The following is a 15,051-nucleotide window of genomic DNA, read 5'->3' on the forward strand; positions in this document are numbered from 1 at the left end:
CAGGATAATAACTGAACTTGTAAGCTTTTAAAATGAGTTAACAATCAGAACTTTTCATCACTTATATGACTGTCAATAATCCGATAAAATGCATTAATTATAATAAACAATACAAATACTTCAAGAAATGCCGAAACGAAACTTTCAATATACGAACTTTCCAGAGAAACTAGTATATTTACCACGATTACTGCAATAAAAGCAATTATCAAAAGAAATTCAAGATATCTTAAAATACCTATTTCCTTAATGATTGAAAAGATAACCCTTAAATCAAAAGCCTTAAGGAAATCGTCAGATTTGAGGGAGACCACCTTTCCAATGAATCCCAAGGAAGAAATAAATATTAAAATAAGTAGAACAATCAGTACATTCAATTGAATCTTCTGGTGCAAGTCGATTTGCATAGATAAAGGAAGCTGATGAACCAATTGATGCACGGAGAGAATGGCGTTTCCATAATCCCTATGTAAAATGAAATATTGTATTCTTAAAAAATCACTGTAAAAATTAAAGTGAATAACAAAAAAACCGCTTATAAAAAATGAAATGAGAAGATAATACATTGTAATGAAGTATTCCCTAATCGACTCTATTAAATGTTCTTTAAAGTCAAAGTGGAATTTTTCTCCGAGTATCGCAACATTGCTTAAACTGAGAATTACTCCAAAGATAATTAAAGAAAATATGGTGTAAATTACTGCAATCATCAAAGTCCAATCGCCTAATGGAAGCTTATAAATATAATGAGTAACCATTTCAAGTACTAATGCCAATACAAAAGCTAATAAAAACAGTTTACGCCTTTTAAAAGGCAGCTTGAAAGATTCGGCGATAATTTGAATGATTTTCATTAATATAAAATATGAAAATATTACTAAATAAATTTATCACAATATTGTGGAGTATTCAGCGAAAACATGTGAAAATGCATATTTCCATTAAAAAAAGAATATAAATGAAGATTTTAATTAAAATCCCCATTATTCACCGCATCTGATGATTGACCAGGTCGGAACGAATCTGAAGAGTAACTGCTCTCCTGTGAAGAACTATCATAGCTATATGAGCTATCATAACTCGATGACGAATCTGCAGCACCTGATGAGGCGGAAGAAGAACTTTCGGAACTAACTGATTGGGATGATGATGAAGAATCACTTGATGTGGCAGTATCATTAACTACACTCTTAGTGACATTGGAAGTGGTGTTGTTAGTGTCCTTTTCAGTAGTTACAGAGATATCCGCCTTAGATATCAAAAGATAAAAGCCAGCGGCCAAAATTATACAAATGATTAATATTATTATAATCGCATCTTCCAATTTCATTTTTTTACCTCTTATTAGATATTGAAAAAAACACATTAATAAATATTGCCATTGAAATTTATTAAAAAGAAATTTAGAATCAAAATGATAAATGGAGTAAAACAGATAGGAATTCTACTCCATATTACCGGCATTTTGAAGATTAAAAAATGGAATGAGAATAATGATATAAAATTCACTTTATATCGTATTATAGTATTGCATTAATTGCCTATAAATATTTCGGTTTATTTTTGAAAATATGGATAAAAAATGATAAAAAATAAAAATAACGATGTGAAAATACTTTGTTCAATTTTATATCGATGAAACATAATAAAAATTAAACAATCATTAATGTATAAATAAGTTCATATAGATAAAAATAATAAAAAAAAGTAAGCTACTGACGGGACTTGAACCCGCAACCTCCGCCTTACGAGGGCGGCACACTGCCAATTGTGTTACAGTAGCACAAATAAAGATAAAAAAATGTTTAAAATTCCAACTTTTCAGAATTGAAAACATTTATTTCGAGTTCACCAGCGACCAAATCGCCGATATTTTCACCGAAAGCAATGAAATGTTCGGTTTGCATATGCCTTTGGAGAATCTCAAGGGATTCCCACTGTTCGACAAACATCAATGAGTCTTCGGAAGTATTTTCATACAGGTTGTAATCAATGTTTCCATCTTCGGCTTTTGAGTTGTCTATTAAATCTTTTGAAAAATCAATTATTTTAACTTTTGCATCTTCATCCTTAGGCACTGCCTTTGCCAAAACAACTATCATATTATCACCATTACCTTCTTGCTTTTCCAACTCTTCTGGCAATTACCAGCTCGCCGACTGAAATCAGACCCGCAAAGAATTTTTCCAGTCCTCCGGTCGCCCATATGGCTTCACCGAAGGTTGCGTCCATAATATTGGCTTCATATTCTTCAGGAGTTATCTTTACGCCGGTGGTTTTCTGGGAAACCAAAGCTGAAGCGTCCATAAGCTCTTCCCATGTAACTCCCTTAAGCTGATTCTGCATTGCCTTATACAATTTTGATACCTTAATGTCATAAAGCTCTGAGAGCAATTCAACAATATCGCAGGCACGGATCATTCCTATAACCTGATTGTCGTCATTGATGACTGGGACAGTAACGAACTTGTTGTTTGCGGTTAAAAGAACTGCAAGTCTTGCCGGCTGGTCTTCATGAATAGTGACAACATCTTCATAAGAGCTCATTATTTCATTGATTTTCTCATTTCCTTCCCTTAAACCTCGGGTAATGTCAAATGAAGTGATCCATCCAACCAATTGCTTGTTTTCATTTACAACAGGACAAGTAAATCTTCTTATTTCTTCCATTACTTTGGAAACTTCCACGACACTGTCATCACAGTTCAGGTATACAAACTCTTTATCCATTAATTCTCTAGCTTTCAAAATAATTCCTCCTATTCAATTTCTACACGTTTCAGTGCTCCAACTGGACAATGATTAGTACACTCCACACAGCGTATACACTTATCATCGTCTAAAACTACTTCCCCGTCTTCTAACCTTATGGCCTCTACCGGACAGTTCTCTTCACACAGGAAACAGTTAACGCACAGGTCGTGGTTAACTTCAATATTTCTGCCGTGAACTATAGGCCCAATTATTCTGTCTAACGTGATTGCATTTTCACTTTTTGAAATTTCGACACAGGCTCCGCATCCGATACATAATTTCTTGTTAATGAAAGGGTATAATGTATCTTCATCCAAGTCAATGCCCGTATCACAGCCTAACTCCTCAAAATATTCCTTAAATTCTAAAGTGAATGCGTTCGTTGGACATAAATCCGCACAATCCTGCCAATTGTTGTCAGCAGTATAATCTATGTCAATGCTTTTCATCCTGACAACCCTGTGAGGGGAGCGGACATTGTACAGACTGTATTCCATGAAATCGTTTTCGCTTTCGCCGTCATAATCAACTACGTTTTTAATTAATTTAATAGCTGAAACCGGGCATGTCTGAACGCAGATTTCACATTTCACACATTTGTCTGTAATCTTAGCCAGTCTGAAAATGTTGGCCGGCCCGATGGCATTAACAGGACATTCGCCAACGCACGTATTGCATCTTACACATTTTGGTGCAACGGCTATAATCTCCTCTTCAGCATGGAAACTGTCCAATTCGAACTGGAAATCGTCGCCGTCATCATCTAATTCAACAGATTTCAAAAGAACTTCCCTTTCCAAATTCTTCATCTGCTTTATAAACGATACATTCATTTTATTACCAACCTATGTAATCTCTCATTTAATAGATTTATCTTTAATTGTTAATAAACTCTTTTAATTCTTTTAATGTAGGGAATTTATCCATCCCAAATCCTTCAATAGCTCTGCTGGCTACCCAATTACCGATTTTACATGATTTTTCCAAACCGTAATCGTTTAGAAAAGCATATAGAAATCCGCTGTTGAAACTGTCGCCAGCGCCGGTGGTGTCAACGACATCACATTCAAATGCCCCGACATCACATTCTTCTTCATTATTACAGGCAAAAACACCGTCTGAACCTTTTTTAATGACAACCGTTGTGATTCCCATATCAAGAACTTTTTCGGCGAGTTCCTTAAGTCCAGATTCTGAGTCCTTGAATAATAATCTTAATTCTGATTCATTTATGAGCAGGATATCACACCTGTCCAAAATCGGCCTTATCTCTTCAAGACCCTTCTGGACATATAGCATTCCCGGATCGAAGCTTAAAACTGTCTCTTCGCTTAGCTTTTCAAGCAGTTCTATCTGGGTTTTGAATGAATCTCCAACAAAGGATGTGTAATGCATTATCCTGCATCTCATTATGTTTAAGGGATTGATTTCATCAATTGAAATTTCATCGTTAACTCCAGGGTCAACATAAAGGCATCTCTGGCCGTTTTCATCAACGAATCCCAGGCATTTGCCCGTACTTCCCTTATCAGCGTAAATAAGATTATTTGAAAAGACCTCATTGAACATCAGGTTATATTCTATCAGGTCTCCGTCCTCGTCTTCGGCGATTTTTCCGATGATTGACGTTGATACGCCCAATCTTGAGAGCCCGATTATAGTATTGGCTGCAGATCCTCCGGGAGTGTCCCTGCTTGAGGTGATGAAGCTTTCCTCATCGGCTCCTGCAATGTTTCCAACGGAGTACAGCTTATCCACGTTCAATGCTCCGAATCCTATAACCTCTGCATTTATATCGTCATCCAATATTTCCATATTAAAACCCTATTTAAGTACATCCAATAAATTATAAATCTTATCTCCAAGTTTTCCGCCAAAATTGCCCGCAGATATTCCAATGACTCCATCAACATCAATGGCAGCATCAATTCCTGCCTTTAAAGCCTTAAACATTGAATCGACATCCATCGCATTAATTACGATTTCGGGAATGTAATTGACGTTTTCGGGAACCTTGGATTCGTCTTTCAGGCGATCCTTCAATGACGGACAGTAATAATGATTTGTGGTCGGGCCGATTTCGGGATAATTGGTTTCAGGCTTTGAAGCAGCTGAGCAAACTCCAAATGGAGCCGTTGCACCTTCAACTTCCATTATCGCATCGATTATTGCGTCTCCGGCAGTTAATACTGCTTCGGGAGTTTCACACAAATACCAGAAGTTTCCGCCCATTATTCCGTCATTGATTTTGAATTTTTCTTCGATCTGAAAATCAGGAACTGCAATTGGCACATTAATCATTTTGCGGCCGTATTCTTCTACAATCCATTCCCATCCGTCACCGCAATGTCCAACGATGTCCATCATTTCAATATTTTCATCGCTATCCACGTCTGAGTAGTCAAATATACGCGTAAATGGCTTGACCAGAATGTCCTGCCTCAATCGGTATGACAATTCAAATGCAAACTTTTCCGTATCATCGTCACCAAGCCAGTATTGTACGACTGCACCGTATCTGCCGTCGGGAGTTTTGTCCTTATCCAGAAAGCTTTCAACTCCGCCTTCCACCCTTCCGATTACAGCGCTTGGAGTGGAAGTTGAATCGTATGCAGCGCTTTTTACAATCTTTTCCGTCGGTCCGGTTATTAAAGCCCTTACGTATTTTCCTTCAAAGGCTTCAAAAAATGTATCTTCGACCTTATCATAATTCATCTTATCCTAATCCTCCTATGTCATCGCCACGAATGCCGTTTCGCATTTTGACGCTCTCATTAAGTATTTCATCATAGTTTTCTTCGTCAATAATCTTAATTATCGGGAAGGAATCATCGTCAAAGACCTCAAAGAACCTTTCCCTTATCTCGCTGTTAATTTCATAACCGTCAAACAGTTCATTAATGCTTTCAGTTGAGTTATAGTCGTTAATAAAGTCCAGGACTTTATTTTTATCATTATTTGCATAGATATCGGCAATCACTGCGGTTGCTATTGCGCTTGGCGATACTATAGCTATCTGAGCCACTTTTAACGGATATTCGTTGCCGTTGAATGATATTGATATTCCATTGTTCTTAAAGGCAAATTCCAGCGGCTCCACATCGGTTATGCTGTCACCAATATATAAAATCTGATTGACATCGATTTTATCCTTTTCAATAATGTCGTCAATTGCCAGTTTTTTGCCGAGGCCACCGACAACATCTATTTTTTTGATTTCTTCATAAATGGCCATTTTCGGGATTTCTTCAAAGAATATCTCATCGAACAGCCCATAATCTTCAGGATTTTCAAGAATCTGATTTTTGAATTGGGCAACTTTTTGCATTTCCTCATCATTTAAAGAGAGGACATCTACATCAACTTTTGTATAATATGTATTCTCAAATGGAAATTCCATATAATTGGACAAAGCTTCAATATATTGGCCATAACTGGTACTGACTATGTAAGTATTCATAGCTTCCTTCAAGTATTTTAACAGGAATTTTGAATCCCTGACAGCATAAATATTATTGCGTGAAAAATCAATCATGTCCCTGTTTTCAAGCTTTTCAAGAACGAAAAACGGCAGTATTAACTTCAATGTATTTCCTGCCTTGTAGCCGTCCTTTTTGACAACGTCAACAAGATAGTCATCATACAGACTGAGAATCTTAAATAGTTCGCCCCCGTTTTCTATGAAATGCTCGCATAATTCAAATGCGTTATCGTTAAGCGTTAACGGTCCTTCACAGTCCGTAATAAATGATTTTTCAAACATCTGCTCACCTGAAGTTAATAATCCTTATTGAATCCACAGGACAAATGGCTTCACAGGTCCTGCAGTAAATACAGTTATCTTCAATGAAATCGACCTTATCGTCATTCAATACCAAAGCGTCACTCGGACAGTTTCTAACGCAGATTTCACATGCCTGACACTTGGTTGAGGAAATGGACAAATCCCCTTCCCTCTGCTTGTAGAGATATGACCTTGCATAATACAAATCGGTGTCTTTGCTGTAGTAATAATCATCATAAGCTCCGATTGCATCGAACTGACATTGCTCTACGCATTTTCCGCAGTAAACACAGTTTTTATTAATTGAAATCGGATTCGGACCGTTGAGTTCTATTGCGCCGGTCGGACAGACGTTGTAGCATTCTCCGCAGGCAACGCATTTTTTATCGTAAACCTCGATGTTTCGATCCATCAGATAGGAACCGAAGAGCCTGTCGAACTTGTTTATTTGAATGCTTGAGTCCAGAACAACGCCAAGCTCCCTTTCCATGTGGTCGTTTACCTTGCATTCAATGAAGTTTTCAAAGTTCTGATCATCGAATTCCATGGAAATTGAAGTTGCAACCCTTTTAAGCACTGAGTTCAGACTGATGAGGTCCAGAGACAGCCTTTTCATGTCATTGTCAACGATTCCGGAAACTATATCGAATGACTTGATTTCACTGTACATCTTATAGGCCTTTTTACGTGAAGAGTATTTTATTGCGCCTGAAGGGCATGAATGCATACATTCCTCACATCTTGCACAGTACCCCGGATTGATATACGGCAGCTTATTGGTTCTTCCGACATTGATTGCACCTGTTGAAGGACAGACCCTCGTACAGGTCATACAGCCGATACAGTTGTCCTGGTTGACGACAATGGCTTTTCCGCCCTTAACGGTTTTCGGAAGCAGCTGCCCGTACTTGATTGCATCGGTAGGACAGACCCTGAAGCAGTATCCGCAGCGCACACATGTATCCTTGTCGATTTCACTGTGAGGCGGATTGTTTCCGTCACTTTTAAGGTGGATTGAAGCATTTTTACATGCCTGCACGCACGCACCGCATGCCTTACACAGCTTGATGTTGATGATAGGAACTTCCTCCTTAATAGGAGGGTCCATATGCACATCAAGGGTAATTGCATCATAAGGGCATGAATTTCGGCATAAAACACATCCGAAACAGGTATTTTTAATTTTTATTAAATTATCAACATTATCCATATAAATTGCATCGATAGGACATGAATCAAGACATGGCTTGTCCTTGCACTTTTCACATTTCGTCTGGTCAATAAGATAATCGACATCAACATGCCTTAACGGTCTTGGAGTTTTTGTATAACTGTCAATCATGATAATCACTCCATCAAAAGCTCCTCATTTAAATTGGATGCCTTTACAGTAGTGTGAATAATCCTGTCCTCTCCGAGAGAGAATTTTGCAATAAAGTATTTTATTACTGAGAAAGGACAAGTCTGGTAACATATACTGCATCTCAAACATCTGTTCTTGTCTCTTACAATCGTATCTTCATCTTCATCAAAGGAAATGCAGCCTGTCGGACAATCCGGAATGCACAGCTGACATTTCTTACATTTGCTTTTATCCCAGTCAATGATTCGTATTTTAAGTCTGTTGATTGCATTGGAAATTATTTCAAAGCTGACTTCTTCGTCAGGAATGATTTTAAGGGCTTCATCCCATATGTCATCCAAAGGAACGTCATACTGAAGCAGCCTGTCCTTTTCCAAAGACCTCAAATCCTCTTCCTTCGAATTTATGTAGTCTTCAACATAATTTACAGTCAAAAGAATCAAATCTTTTTGGTCCTGAAGGTTTTCGACAAATACGCCCTTCATTGCTCCGCTTACAGGACAGACCTCAATACATTCTCCGCAGGAAATGCAGTTGAGCTGATCCACATGCAGCTTGTCGTTTACAATTGATATTGCATTGACGGGACACTTTTTCATACACTTTTTACATTTAATACACAGATAATCGTCAATGATGTACTGCCTTTTGGAAGGAATGATATTGAATTCAGGCCTTATCAAATGATTTTCACCGCATTCAAGAGTTTTCGGGTCAGTCGGACAGACTTCAGCACAGAATCCGCAGCGAATGCAAGCGCCGTTAAAGATAACCGGATAAGTCAAACCTTCTCCGGTTTCATCATCCTTTTCACGGACAATCTTGATTGCGTTCGGTGAAGGACATGAAACTGTACATGCTCCGCATCCGATACAGTACTCCTTATTTACGGTAGGGAAATTTCTAAACCTTTCCGGTTTTTCGGCAAGTTCAGGCATGGATTTGGCATTTGTAAACGCATCTGCCCATGCTCTTCTTGCAAAATCATAGATGTACCACATTAGAGATGACATTTACTTTCCCCCATATAAATCAGTTAAATAAGTTTTGCCATGCTCGTTTGTAACCGCTACCCTTTCTGCACAGGCAACGCAAGGATCGCATGATGCATAAGTTGAAATCGCATCGGAGATTGTAGGAACGTCCCTGATCATGTATTTGGCGCATGAATCCATATTCGGAATACTTGGAGTTCTGATTGAAATGTGCTTAATCAGGTTTCCGTTGGTTTCAATAGTATATGTTACCTCACCGCGGGGAGCCTCGTTTCTCCACTGGGCGTATCCGGATTTGAGTTCCACCGGAACGCGTATGTCTCCCTTAGGGATATTCTCAATGGCCTGCCTGACCAGACTGATGGATTCTGGAATCTCATCGAACCTGTTGAGGGTTCTTGCGTAGTTGTCCCCTTCCTTTCTCCAAATCGTTTTAAAGTCAAAGTAATCCTTATATGTATAGTGGCCTTCACGATAATCGTATTTTATTCCGGAACCTCTTCCGATCGGGCCGACAGCCCTTCCTCTGATTGCTTCCTTCTTGGTCATCAATCCTACACCCTTACAACGAAGACCTAGAGCCGGACCTTCGGCAAATAATTCACGGGTGGTTTCGAAATGGTCTTCTATCTTTTTAAGGTTTTCTAAAATAGGCTCGAAATGGCGCTCGTCGGCATCCATCTTAACTCCTCCGACAACGTTCCATCCCATATTGACCCTGTTACCGGTCAAGAGTTCAATTGAATCCATTGCATACTCCCTGAGCTCCAATACCTGCATGAATAAAGTTTCATGGTCCATTGACTTGAAAAAGGTTGAGTTTGCAAGGAAATGACTTTGAATCCTATCTAATTCGTTGGTAATAACCCTTAGGAACTGTGCCCTTGGAGGAGCCTGGACGCCGCAGATGTTTTCAATCGTTTCGGCGAAAGTCTGGGTGTGTTCATATGAACAGATTCCGCAAACCCTTTCTGATAAGTAAATACCTCTCTGCCAGGTTTGACCTTCAATAATCTTTTCAATACCTCTGTGCACATAACCGTATTCTATTTCTGCCTTAACCACTCTTTCTCCTTCAGTCTGGAGTTTAAGACGAATAGGTTCCTTTAAGGCAGGATGAATAGGACCGATAGGCATTATCATTTCTTCTCCCTCCCACGATCAGCAATAGCTTGAGGACCAACTGCCAAAATGGCCTCTAAAATTTCACTAGGCCTTGGAGGACATCCCGGAACTGAAGCGTCAACTGGAATGAAATTGGAAGCAGGAGCGTAAACGTGACCTCCTTCCTGATTGAAAACGTCCCCTGATATCGGACAGTTTCCAATGGACACTACTATTTTAGGCTCCGGAGCCTTATCGTAAACCCTTTTAAGGTTTGTTCTCCATTGCTCTGTAACGGCACCAGTCAACAATAGGACATCAGCCTCACGAGGATTATTGTGAACGTAAATACCGTATTGCTCCAAATCATATCTTGGAGACAAAAGCGCAACGCATTCAACATCGCATCCATTGCATCCTCCGCAATTTACGATGCAGACATGAATTGAGCTTTTCCTCACAACATCCTTAATTGAATCTAACATTTTCTCCCTCTTTTTATCTAGAATTTTTTAATAATTGGAATATTTCCTTATGGCCCTCTTTCAAAGCGTCGGAATAGTTTTTTCCTCCCAACACTTCATGGGCCAGTCTTTTTTGAAGATTTACCGCATCATCCTTGGATATTAATTCCAAAGTTGATACGAACCAGCATAATCTTAAATCAGCATGAAATCTTTTAACCAAACATTCGTATTCTGCGGTTTCAAAGGTGGCGTGCAGTGACAAGACTTCAGACATGTTCAATAAGTCAAAAAAGACTTGCTCCAGCTCTTCAGGCGTGCAGTCGAAATCTTCGGATAAAGGCTTCATTATATCCCTTTGAATCACATAAGTGTCGACCATACGATTTTTCATTAACTCTAATTTTTCATTATCATCCATTGAAATCACATCATACTGCCCAGTGTAATAATATATAAGCGGCTATGGCCAATACCAGACCTATAGCTGTCTCTTTTCTTCCATATCCAGGTCGTCCTCCCATGACAAAACCTGCCAGGATAAATCCTATTCCGGATAAAATGACAATTCCGGAATTGAATGCCAAAATCCAACCAACTGCGGAAATTATAGTATAAGGAATGTTTAAACTACTGTCGGCTACGAAAGGTTCGCCGTGCAACTTATAGCTGTATACCAATCCCGCAATGGATCCGATAACAAATGCAAGCAAATAAATTAAATAGTCTAACATGATAATCTCCCTAAATCGGTTTGTAAAGTAATATGAATGAACATACAATTACTATAAACGTTACGAAAAACATTATTTTCTCTATATTCTCAATCTTATGTGCAAAATCACCCTTATTAGTCAGCAATACAAGAATAGCTAGTATCAATCCCAAAATTGGAATTGGAGCTAAAAGCGTAGAATGGAGAACTGTCGCAAGTAAACCAACAACAATTATGCCAATTGCAACCAATCCGGTCATATATACCAAAACTTTTTGTGAACTCATCTTATCCCCATCCCTAAATCAATATCATTATAAGCGTTCCTGCAAAGCATATCGCTCCAGCCGTTATCTGAGTCATTACTGAATGATTCGGATTCAAAATCGGAGTTACGGCATTGATAAAACCTGTAATGAATGTAATCACAATCATTCCTATCAGATAGCCTACTGCAGACAGCGGTCCGAAGAATATCGTTAAGAAAACCCACAGCATTACATACCATGAGATTGATTCTGCAAACATTATGAATCCCCTTAGGAATCCGAAGTGCTCCGTTTCAAAACCTGAAATTAATGCCTTGTCTTTTGTTATTCCAAATGGAGAGTATGGAGATTTTGATAACAGTAGCAAGAAAAACATTATTGCCGCAAGAGGTATTGAAAATGCAAGCGGACCGTTAACAGATTGATAAGCTATAATATTTCCTATATTCATTGAGCCTGTCTTTAAATAGACAAGCACGATTGCCGCAAATAACGGCAGTTCAGTTGCTGCTGACAATACTGCCCTTACACAGCTTGCCTTTCCGTAAGGTGAACCTGAACTTGATCCTGAATTGTGCTCCACAATCTTGTAGACCGCATAAACACCGAACAATATTAAAAGTGAATCCTTTGCAACGGGACCTACAATCACACCGACAATCCAAATTGCAGCCAATATGAATACAATGCCAATATAGAATGGCATTGAAACCGTATTTGGAAATGCCGTTTCCTTAAAGAAGAATTTCAAGGAGTGCAATAGATGCTGTATGATTGGCGGGCCAGGTCTTTTCTGAACACGTGCCATTATTTTCCTATGCAAACCTAGAAGCAGGCTTCCCGCCAGGAATGCAATAATCACATTAATTAAAATATCTGCCATTAAATTCATAATACCACTAATATCCAGTAAACGGTTCTTTCACCCTTTCTTCCTTATCTTCCTCTCTCGGCTTGGCCATTGTAAGCAGGCCGAATGACAAGACCCATAGAGGAATACCGATTATAGCTACCAGATAGACAATCCAGGCCTCTAAACTTATAAATAAACAGGCCAGAATGGCTATTGTAGATATAACCAATAACACAATACATAAGCTTTTTTGATTAACCATACTCTCACTACCACAATACCAATAATAATATTTCAACAGCCCTTACAATAATAAACAAAGAGCTCAAGTGAATAATAACGATGAACGGAGAACCCGGCGTCCTGAACATTTCCGCCTTGCTTGCAAAAAACGGCGCAACTCCGCTTTCACCCAGAATACCTAAAAGCATTAATACTGCACCGAAAACAACCATTGGGGTTGCCTGCATCTGAGACAATACGGCAAGACTTAATGTTCCAGTTGATGCAAGAATAATTGCTGCTCCACCGAATAAAGGCAGACTGCACATCATTGCAATCAATCCGTACTGATATGCTGAGTTCAAAACACTAGTCTGTTTAACTGCAGAAACGATACCGATATTCAAGATACCGATTAATGCCATGAACAGCGTGAAATTAAACAGATCTCCAGTTATCATCGCTCCGGCAGAAGCGATACCGCAGATTACTGCCAGAAATCTCCTTTGCTTGAATTCGCTTTTACCCACCTTGACATTGGTGTTTGAAAGCTTCATGAACGTAGCTTCTACCTGCGTTTCAGTCTTACTGATAGCTATCAGCAATGTAAATACAAGCAGAACTGCAAATAAGAATAAATTAAGCGGCGTAATATACAATACAATATCCCCGAGAGATATTGTACCCATCAAATTTCCTCCAAGCGTAACAAAATCCATATTCACCACCTACTCCTTATCAATGTCCTCTCTCATAAGCAGACCTATTAAACCTACTTTTGAAGCTACTTTTAATAGTAAACCGCAAGCTGCCAAGAATAAACTTAGTACCCACAAATTAGGAGCAACAAAGAACAATACAAATCCGATAATCCATAAACACCATGCTATACCTGAAACGCCCGCAATGCCGTCAATGACCAATACAGGCATTCCTCTTGCCTTTTTAGACAATGCATACAAGACCATTCCTCCACCGGCTACTGCACCTCCGGTAAATCCGGTCAAAAATATTCCATAAGCTATCAATACCAAAGCTATGAAATTAGGAGCCGTAGTCATGATTTCCATGTCCAGAGCGAAAGGCTGAGGGAAAAGTGAAGTTGATTTGGTCAAGTTTCCTCTAGGATTGGCCTCGATTTTGTGCATTTCCCTTGAAATCAAAATTTCTGAAATAGCTAAAGTTTCAGCCAGCTCTACAACCAGACCCGGCAGAATCAATGCCTCGGCCAGATCGGTTCCGACTGCGGAAACGACAATTATCATGGCAAGTCCAATCAAATCAGTCAATATAAGGATATGAATCTCTTCCCTTCTCAAGGCTATTGCCATTGAACCGATAAATCCGACGATTAAAGCAGCGTAAATGGCCGGAAGATACATTGAAACGAACTCGGCCGGAACATATGAAGGTATTAATATCATCAGTTATCCCTCCTTAACTGTTTGGCCCTTGCCTTTTCATCGCTTAGCTTGACTTCGCGAGCCACTCTTGCGGAATCATCAGCGGCCTTTTTCAGGTCCTTTTCGATGTCCCTTCTTTTCATCGTGTAATTGATGGTCAGCCATGAGGCTATAATGAAGGCCATCATCAGTATTGATGATTCGAGAATCGTATCGAAACCTCTGGTATAATAGAGCACTTCATCGATAAGTCCGCCCGGAGACGAATAGATTGACGTTCCGAAGTATGGTGAAATCGATGACACCCACTCGGCCAGAGGAGACATATATCCCGTTATCATTCCCAATTCCTTGGAATTTTCAGGATATTGTGCCTTAATTATTCCCGGCTCTTTTAATACCTCACCGCCCCTGTCATAAGGAGCTAAGGCAAGGCCTTCATCAGCTTGAACTTGAGGAGCCGGCCTTGTATAAATTTGATCCGGATTTAAAGCCATAGGCACTACAAATCCGATAATCAGTATAACGCCCAGACAGAATGCAAAGAGACGTGGGACGTTTTTAGGGTCAGCCAGCTTATTCCAGATTTTACCTATTTTCATACGTCCGCCCCCATTTCTTCCAAGCGAATAATAGCTCTGAATAAAATTAAAGTAATGACAACCGTTGTCGCAACCAGTGTCAATAGCGCAAGCACATGATTATATGATAATAATATTAAACATACTCCTATTGAGGCCACTTCGGTATTGAATGTCCTGACAATAGGGTCTTTAACGCCCGGACCCCATGCTGTGGCCAAACTGCCGACGATGGCAAGCACGATTCCGAAATAGAAGAACAAATTAACGCTAATCATGCAACTCACCACTTTCAACCTTTTTGAATCTGATTTCCTTGATTTTTACAATGGCCATTATGAAGACCAGAGTTGACAACGGACCGGACAGGGCAACAAACAATGCCACATCCAGATATTTGAACAGGACTACAGTCAGCAGGAATCCTGCATCGAGGATTGAAAACATTATGACCTTATCCATAGGCTTTTCAAGCATTATGATGCCCACGGCACCAATCGCCATCAATGCAATTGCAATTAAAGATACGAAAAACTCCATAGTA

The 15,051-nt window shown here is 39.3% G+C and carries 22 protein-coding genes and 1 tRNA gene; all 23 read right to left on the minus strand.

The features are described from left to right. Positions 1-44: 44 nt before the first annotated feature. Positions 45-854: a hypothetical protein gene (locus F3G70_RS03795; protein WP_149731394.1), complete on the minus strand. Its 810-nt coding sequence runs from the start codon at positions 852-854 to the stop codon at positions 45-47. A gap of 113 nt (positions 855-967) precedes the next feature. Then, on the minus strand, positions 968-1,261 hold the full coding sequence (locus F3G70_RS03800) for a hypothetical protein (protein WP_188118064.1): 294 nt from the start codon (positions 1,259-1,261) through the stop codon (positions 968-970). A 449-nt stretch (positions 1,262-1,710) separates the two neighbouring features. Continuing rightward, a tRNA-Thr gene (locus F3G70_RS03805) sits at positions 1,711-1,783 on the minus strand. A 22-nt stretch (positions 1,784-1,805) separates the two neighbouring features. Further along, on the minus strand, positions 1,806-2,102 hold the full coding sequence (locus F3G70_RS03810; protein ID WP_149731396.1) for a putative quinol monooxygenase: 297 nt from the start codon (positions 2,100-2,102) through the stop codon (positions 1,806-1,808). A gap of 10 nt (positions 2,103-2,112) precedes the next feature. Further along, the gene (locus F3G70_RS03815; RefSeq protein WP_149731397.1) at positions 2,113-2,748 is read right to left on the minus strand and encodes a CBS domain-containing protein; all 636 of its coding nucleotides are present in this window, start codon (positions 2,746-2,748) and stop codon (positions 2,113-2,115) included. Between the two features lie 11 nt (positions 2,749-2,759). Next, positions 2,760-3,587: a 4Fe-4S binding protein gene (locus tag F3G70_RS03820; RefSeq protein ID WP_149731398.1), complete on the minus strand. Its 828-nt coding sequence runs from the start codon at positions 3,585-3,587 to the stop codon at positions 2,760-2,762. Positions 3,588-3,630: 43 nt separating this feature from the next. Continuing rightward, positions 3,631-4,569 (minus strand): carbohydrate kinase family protein, encoded by a 939-nt coding sequence (locus F3G70_RS03825; protein WP_149731399.1) that lies wholly within the window; start codon positions 4,567-4,569, stop codon positions 3,631-3,633. 9 nt (positions 4,570-4,578) lie between these two features. Further along, positions 4,579-5,469 (minus strand): formylmethanofuran--tetrahydromethanopterin N-formyltransferase, encoded by an 891-nt coding sequence (locus F3G70_RS03830; RefSeq protein WP_149731400.1) that lies wholly within the window; start codon positions 5,467-5,469, stop codon positions 4,579-4,581. Between the two features lies 1 nt (position 5,470). Next, positions 5,471-6,517, minus strand: coding sequence for a hypothetical protein (locus F3G70_RS03835; RefSeq protein ID WP_149731401.1), 1,047 nt, complete (start codon positions 6,515-6,517; stop codon positions 5,471-5,473). Between the two features lie 4 nt (positions 6,518-6,521). After that, complete coding sequence (locus F3G70_RS03840; RefSeq protein WP_149731402.1) at positions 6,522-7,889, minus strand: 4Fe-4S binding protein; 1,368 nt, start codon at positions 7,887-7,889, stop codon at positions 6,522-6,524. Beyond that, positions 7,886-8,914: a 4Fe-4S binding protein gene (locus tag F3G70_RS03845; protein ID WP_149731403.1), complete on the minus strand. Its 1,029-nt coding sequence runs from the start codon at positions 8,912-8,914 to the stop codon at positions 7,886-7,888. Before F3G70_RS03845 ends, F3G70_RS03840 begins: the two co-directional genes overlap by 4 nt. Further along, positions 8,915-10,039, minus strand: a complete 1,125-nt coding sequence (locus F3G70_RS03850) for a hydrogenase large subunit (protein ID WP_149731404.1) — start codon at positions 10,037-10,039, stop codon at positions 8,915-8,917. After that, positions 10,036-10,485 carry an NADH-quinone oxidoreductase subunit B family protein gene (locus tag F3G70_RS03855; protein WP_149731405.1) on the minus strand — a complete coding sequence of 150 codons (450 nt, stop codon included), beginning with the start codon at positions 10,483-10,485 and terminating at the stop codon, positions 10,036-10,038. The genes F3G70_RS03850 and F3G70_RS03855 overlap by 4 nt, the downstream gene beginning before the upstream one ends. A 13-nt stretch (positions 10,486-10,498) precedes the next feature. Then, positions 10,499-10,885, minus strand: coding sequence for a DUF1959 family protein (locus tag F3G70_RS03860; protein ID WP_149731406.1), 387 nt, complete (start codon positions 10,883-10,885; stop codon positions 10,499-10,501). A 10-nt stretch (positions 10,886-10,895) separates the two neighbouring features. Next, a complete protein-coding gene (locus tag F3G70_RS03865) occupies positions 10,896-11,198 on the minus strand; it encodes an energy-converting hydrogenase subunit EhaL family protein (protein ID WP_149731407.1) in 303 nt (100 codons plus the stop codon). A gap of 10 nt (positions 11,199-11,208) precedes the next feature. Further along, on the minus strand, positions 11,209-11,466 hold the full coding sequence (locus tag F3G70_RS03870; RefSeq protein ID WP_149731408.1) for a hypothetical protein: 258 nt from the start codon (positions 11,464-11,466) through the stop codon (positions 11,209-11,211). A gap of 13 nt (positions 11,467-11,479) precedes the next feature. Continuing rightward, positions 11,480-12,340, minus strand: a complete 861-nt coding sequence (locus tag F3G70_RS03875) for a respiratory chain complex I subunit 1 family protein (RefSeq protein WP_149731409.1) — start codon at positions 12,338-12,340, stop codon at positions 11,480-11,482. Between the two features lie 7 nt (positions 12,341-12,347). Beyond that, positions 12,348-12,563: a DUF788 domain-containing protein gene (locus F3G70_RS03880; RefSeq protein ID WP_149731410.1), complete on the minus strand. Its 216-nt coding sequence runs from the start codon at positions 12,561-12,563 to the stop codon at positions 12,348-12,350. A 7-nt stretch (positions 12,564-12,570) separates the two neighbouring features. Then, on the minus strand, positions 12,571-13,242 hold the full coding sequence (locus tag F3G70_RS03885) for a hypothetical protein (RefSeq protein WP_149731411.1): 672 nt from the start codon (positions 13,240-13,242) through the stop codon (positions 12,571-12,573). 9 nt (positions 13,243-13,251) lie between these two features. After that, positions 13,252-13,947 (minus strand): EhaG family protein, encoded by a 696-nt coding sequence (locus tag F3G70_RS03890; protein ID WP_149731412.1) that lies wholly within the window; start codon positions 13,945-13,947, stop codon positions 13,252-13,254. Then, on the minus strand, positions 13,947-14,528 hold the full coding sequence (locus F3G70_RS03895) for an EhaF family protein (protein WP_149731413.1): 582 nt from the start codon (positions 14,526-14,528) through the stop codon (positions 13,947-13,949). The genes F3G70_RS03890 and F3G70_RS03895 overlap by 1 nt, the downstream gene beginning before the upstream one ends. After that, positions 14,525-14,785, minus strand: coding sequence for an EhaE family protein (locus tag F3G70_RS03900; protein WP_149731414.1), 261 nt, complete (start codon positions 14,783-14,785; stop codon positions 14,525-14,527). The genes F3G70_RS03895 and F3G70_RS03900 overlap by 4 nt, the downstream gene beginning before the upstream one ends. Beyond that, positions 14,778-15,047, minus strand: a complete 270-nt coding sequence (locus F3G70_RS03905) for a DUF2108 domain-containing protein (protein WP_149731415.1) — start codon at positions 15,045-15,047, stop codon at positions 14,778-14,780. Before F3G70_RS03905 ends, F3G70_RS03900 begins: the two co-directional genes overlap by 8 nt. Between the last annotated feature and the right edge of the window lie 4 nt (positions 15,048-15,051).

Source organism: Methanobrevibacter millerae (assembly GCF_900103415.1).
GTDB classification, from domain to species: domain Archaea; phylum Methanobacteriota; class Methanobacteria; order Methanobacteriales; family Methanobacteriaceae; genus Methanocatella; species Methanocatella millerae.

Excerpts from the sequence above, each read along its gene's own strand:
- F3G70_RS03795 (WP_149731394.1), bottom strand. The coding sequence starts at position 854 with ATGAAAATCATTCAAATTATCGCCGAATCTTTCAAGCTGCCTTTTAAA.
- F3G70_RS03810 (WP_149731396.1), bottom strand. The coding sequence starts at position 2,102 with ATGATAGTTGTTTTGGCAAAGGCAGTGCCTAAGGATGAAGATGCAAAA.
- F3G70_RS03820 (WP_149731398.1), bottom strand. The coding sequence starts at position 3,587 with ATGAATGTATCGTTTATAAAGCAGATGAAGAATTTGGAAAGGGAAGTT.
- F3G70_RS03825 (WP_149731399.1), bottom strand. The coding sequence starts at position 4,569 with ATGGAAATATTGGATGACGATATAAATGCAGAGGTTATAGGATTCGGA.
- F3G70_RS03830 (WP_149731400.1), bottom strand. The coding sequence starts at position 5,469 with ATGAATTATGATAAGGTCGAAGATACATTTTTTGAAGCCTTTGAAGGA.
- F3G70_RS03835 (WP_149731401.1), bottom strand. The coding sequence starts at position 6,517 with ATGTTTGAAAAATCATTTATTACGGACTGTGAAGGACCGTTAACGCTT.
- F3G70_RS03845 (WP_149731403.1), bottom strand. The coding sequence starts at position 8,914 with ATGTCATCTCTAATGTGGTACATCTATGATTTTGCAAGAAGAGCATGG.
- F3G70_RS03850 (WP_149731404.1), bottom strand. The coding sequence starts at position 10,039 with ATGATAATGCCTATCGGTCCTATTCATCCTGCCTTAAAGGAACCTATT.
- F3G70_RS03855 (WP_149731405.1), bottom strand. The coding sequence starts at position 10,485 with ATGTTAGATTCAATTAAGGATGTTGTGAGGAAAAGCTCAATTCATGTC.
- F3G70_RS03860 (WP_149731406.1), bottom strand. The coding sequence starts at position 10,885 with ATGGATGATAATGAAAAATTAGAGTTAATGAAAAATCGTATGGTCGAC.
- F3G70_RS03865 (WP_149731407.1), bottom strand. The coding sequence starts at position 11,198 with ATGTTAGACTATTTAATTTATTTGCTTGCATTTGTTATCGGATCCATT.
- F3G70_RS03870 (WP_149731408.1), bottom strand. The coding sequence starts at position 11,466 with ATGAGTTCACAAAAAGTTTTGGTATATATGACCGGATTGGTTGCAATT.
- F3G70_RS03875 (WP_149731409.1), bottom strand. The coding sequence starts at position 12,340 with ATGAATTTAATGGCAGATATTTTAATTAATGTGATTATTGCATTCCTG.
- F3G70_RS03880 (WP_149731410.1), bottom strand. The coding sequence starts at position 12,563 with ATGGTTAATCAAAAAAGCTTATGTATTGTGTTATTGGTTATATCTACA.
- F3G70_RS03885 (WP_149731411.1), bottom strand. The coding sequence starts at position 13,242 with ATGGATTTTGTTACGCTTGGAGGAAATTTGATGGGTACAATATCTCTC.
- F3G70_RS03890 (WP_149731412.1), bottom strand. The coding sequence starts at position 13,947 with ATGATATTAATACCTTCATATGTTCCGGCCGAGTTCGTTTCAATGTAT.
- F3G70_RS03895 (WP_149731413.1), bottom strand. The coding sequence starts at position 14,528 with ATGAAAATAGGTAAAATCTGGAATAAGCTGGCTGACCCTAAAAACGTC.
- F3G70_RS03900 (WP_149731414.1), bottom strand. The coding sequence starts at position 14,785 with ATGATTAGCGTTAATTTGTTCTTCTATTTCGGAATCGTGCTTGCCATC.
- F3G70_RS03905 (WP_149731415.1), bottom strand. The coding sequence starts at position 15,047 with ATGGAGTTTTTCGTATCTTTAATTGCAATTGCATTGATGGCGATTGGT.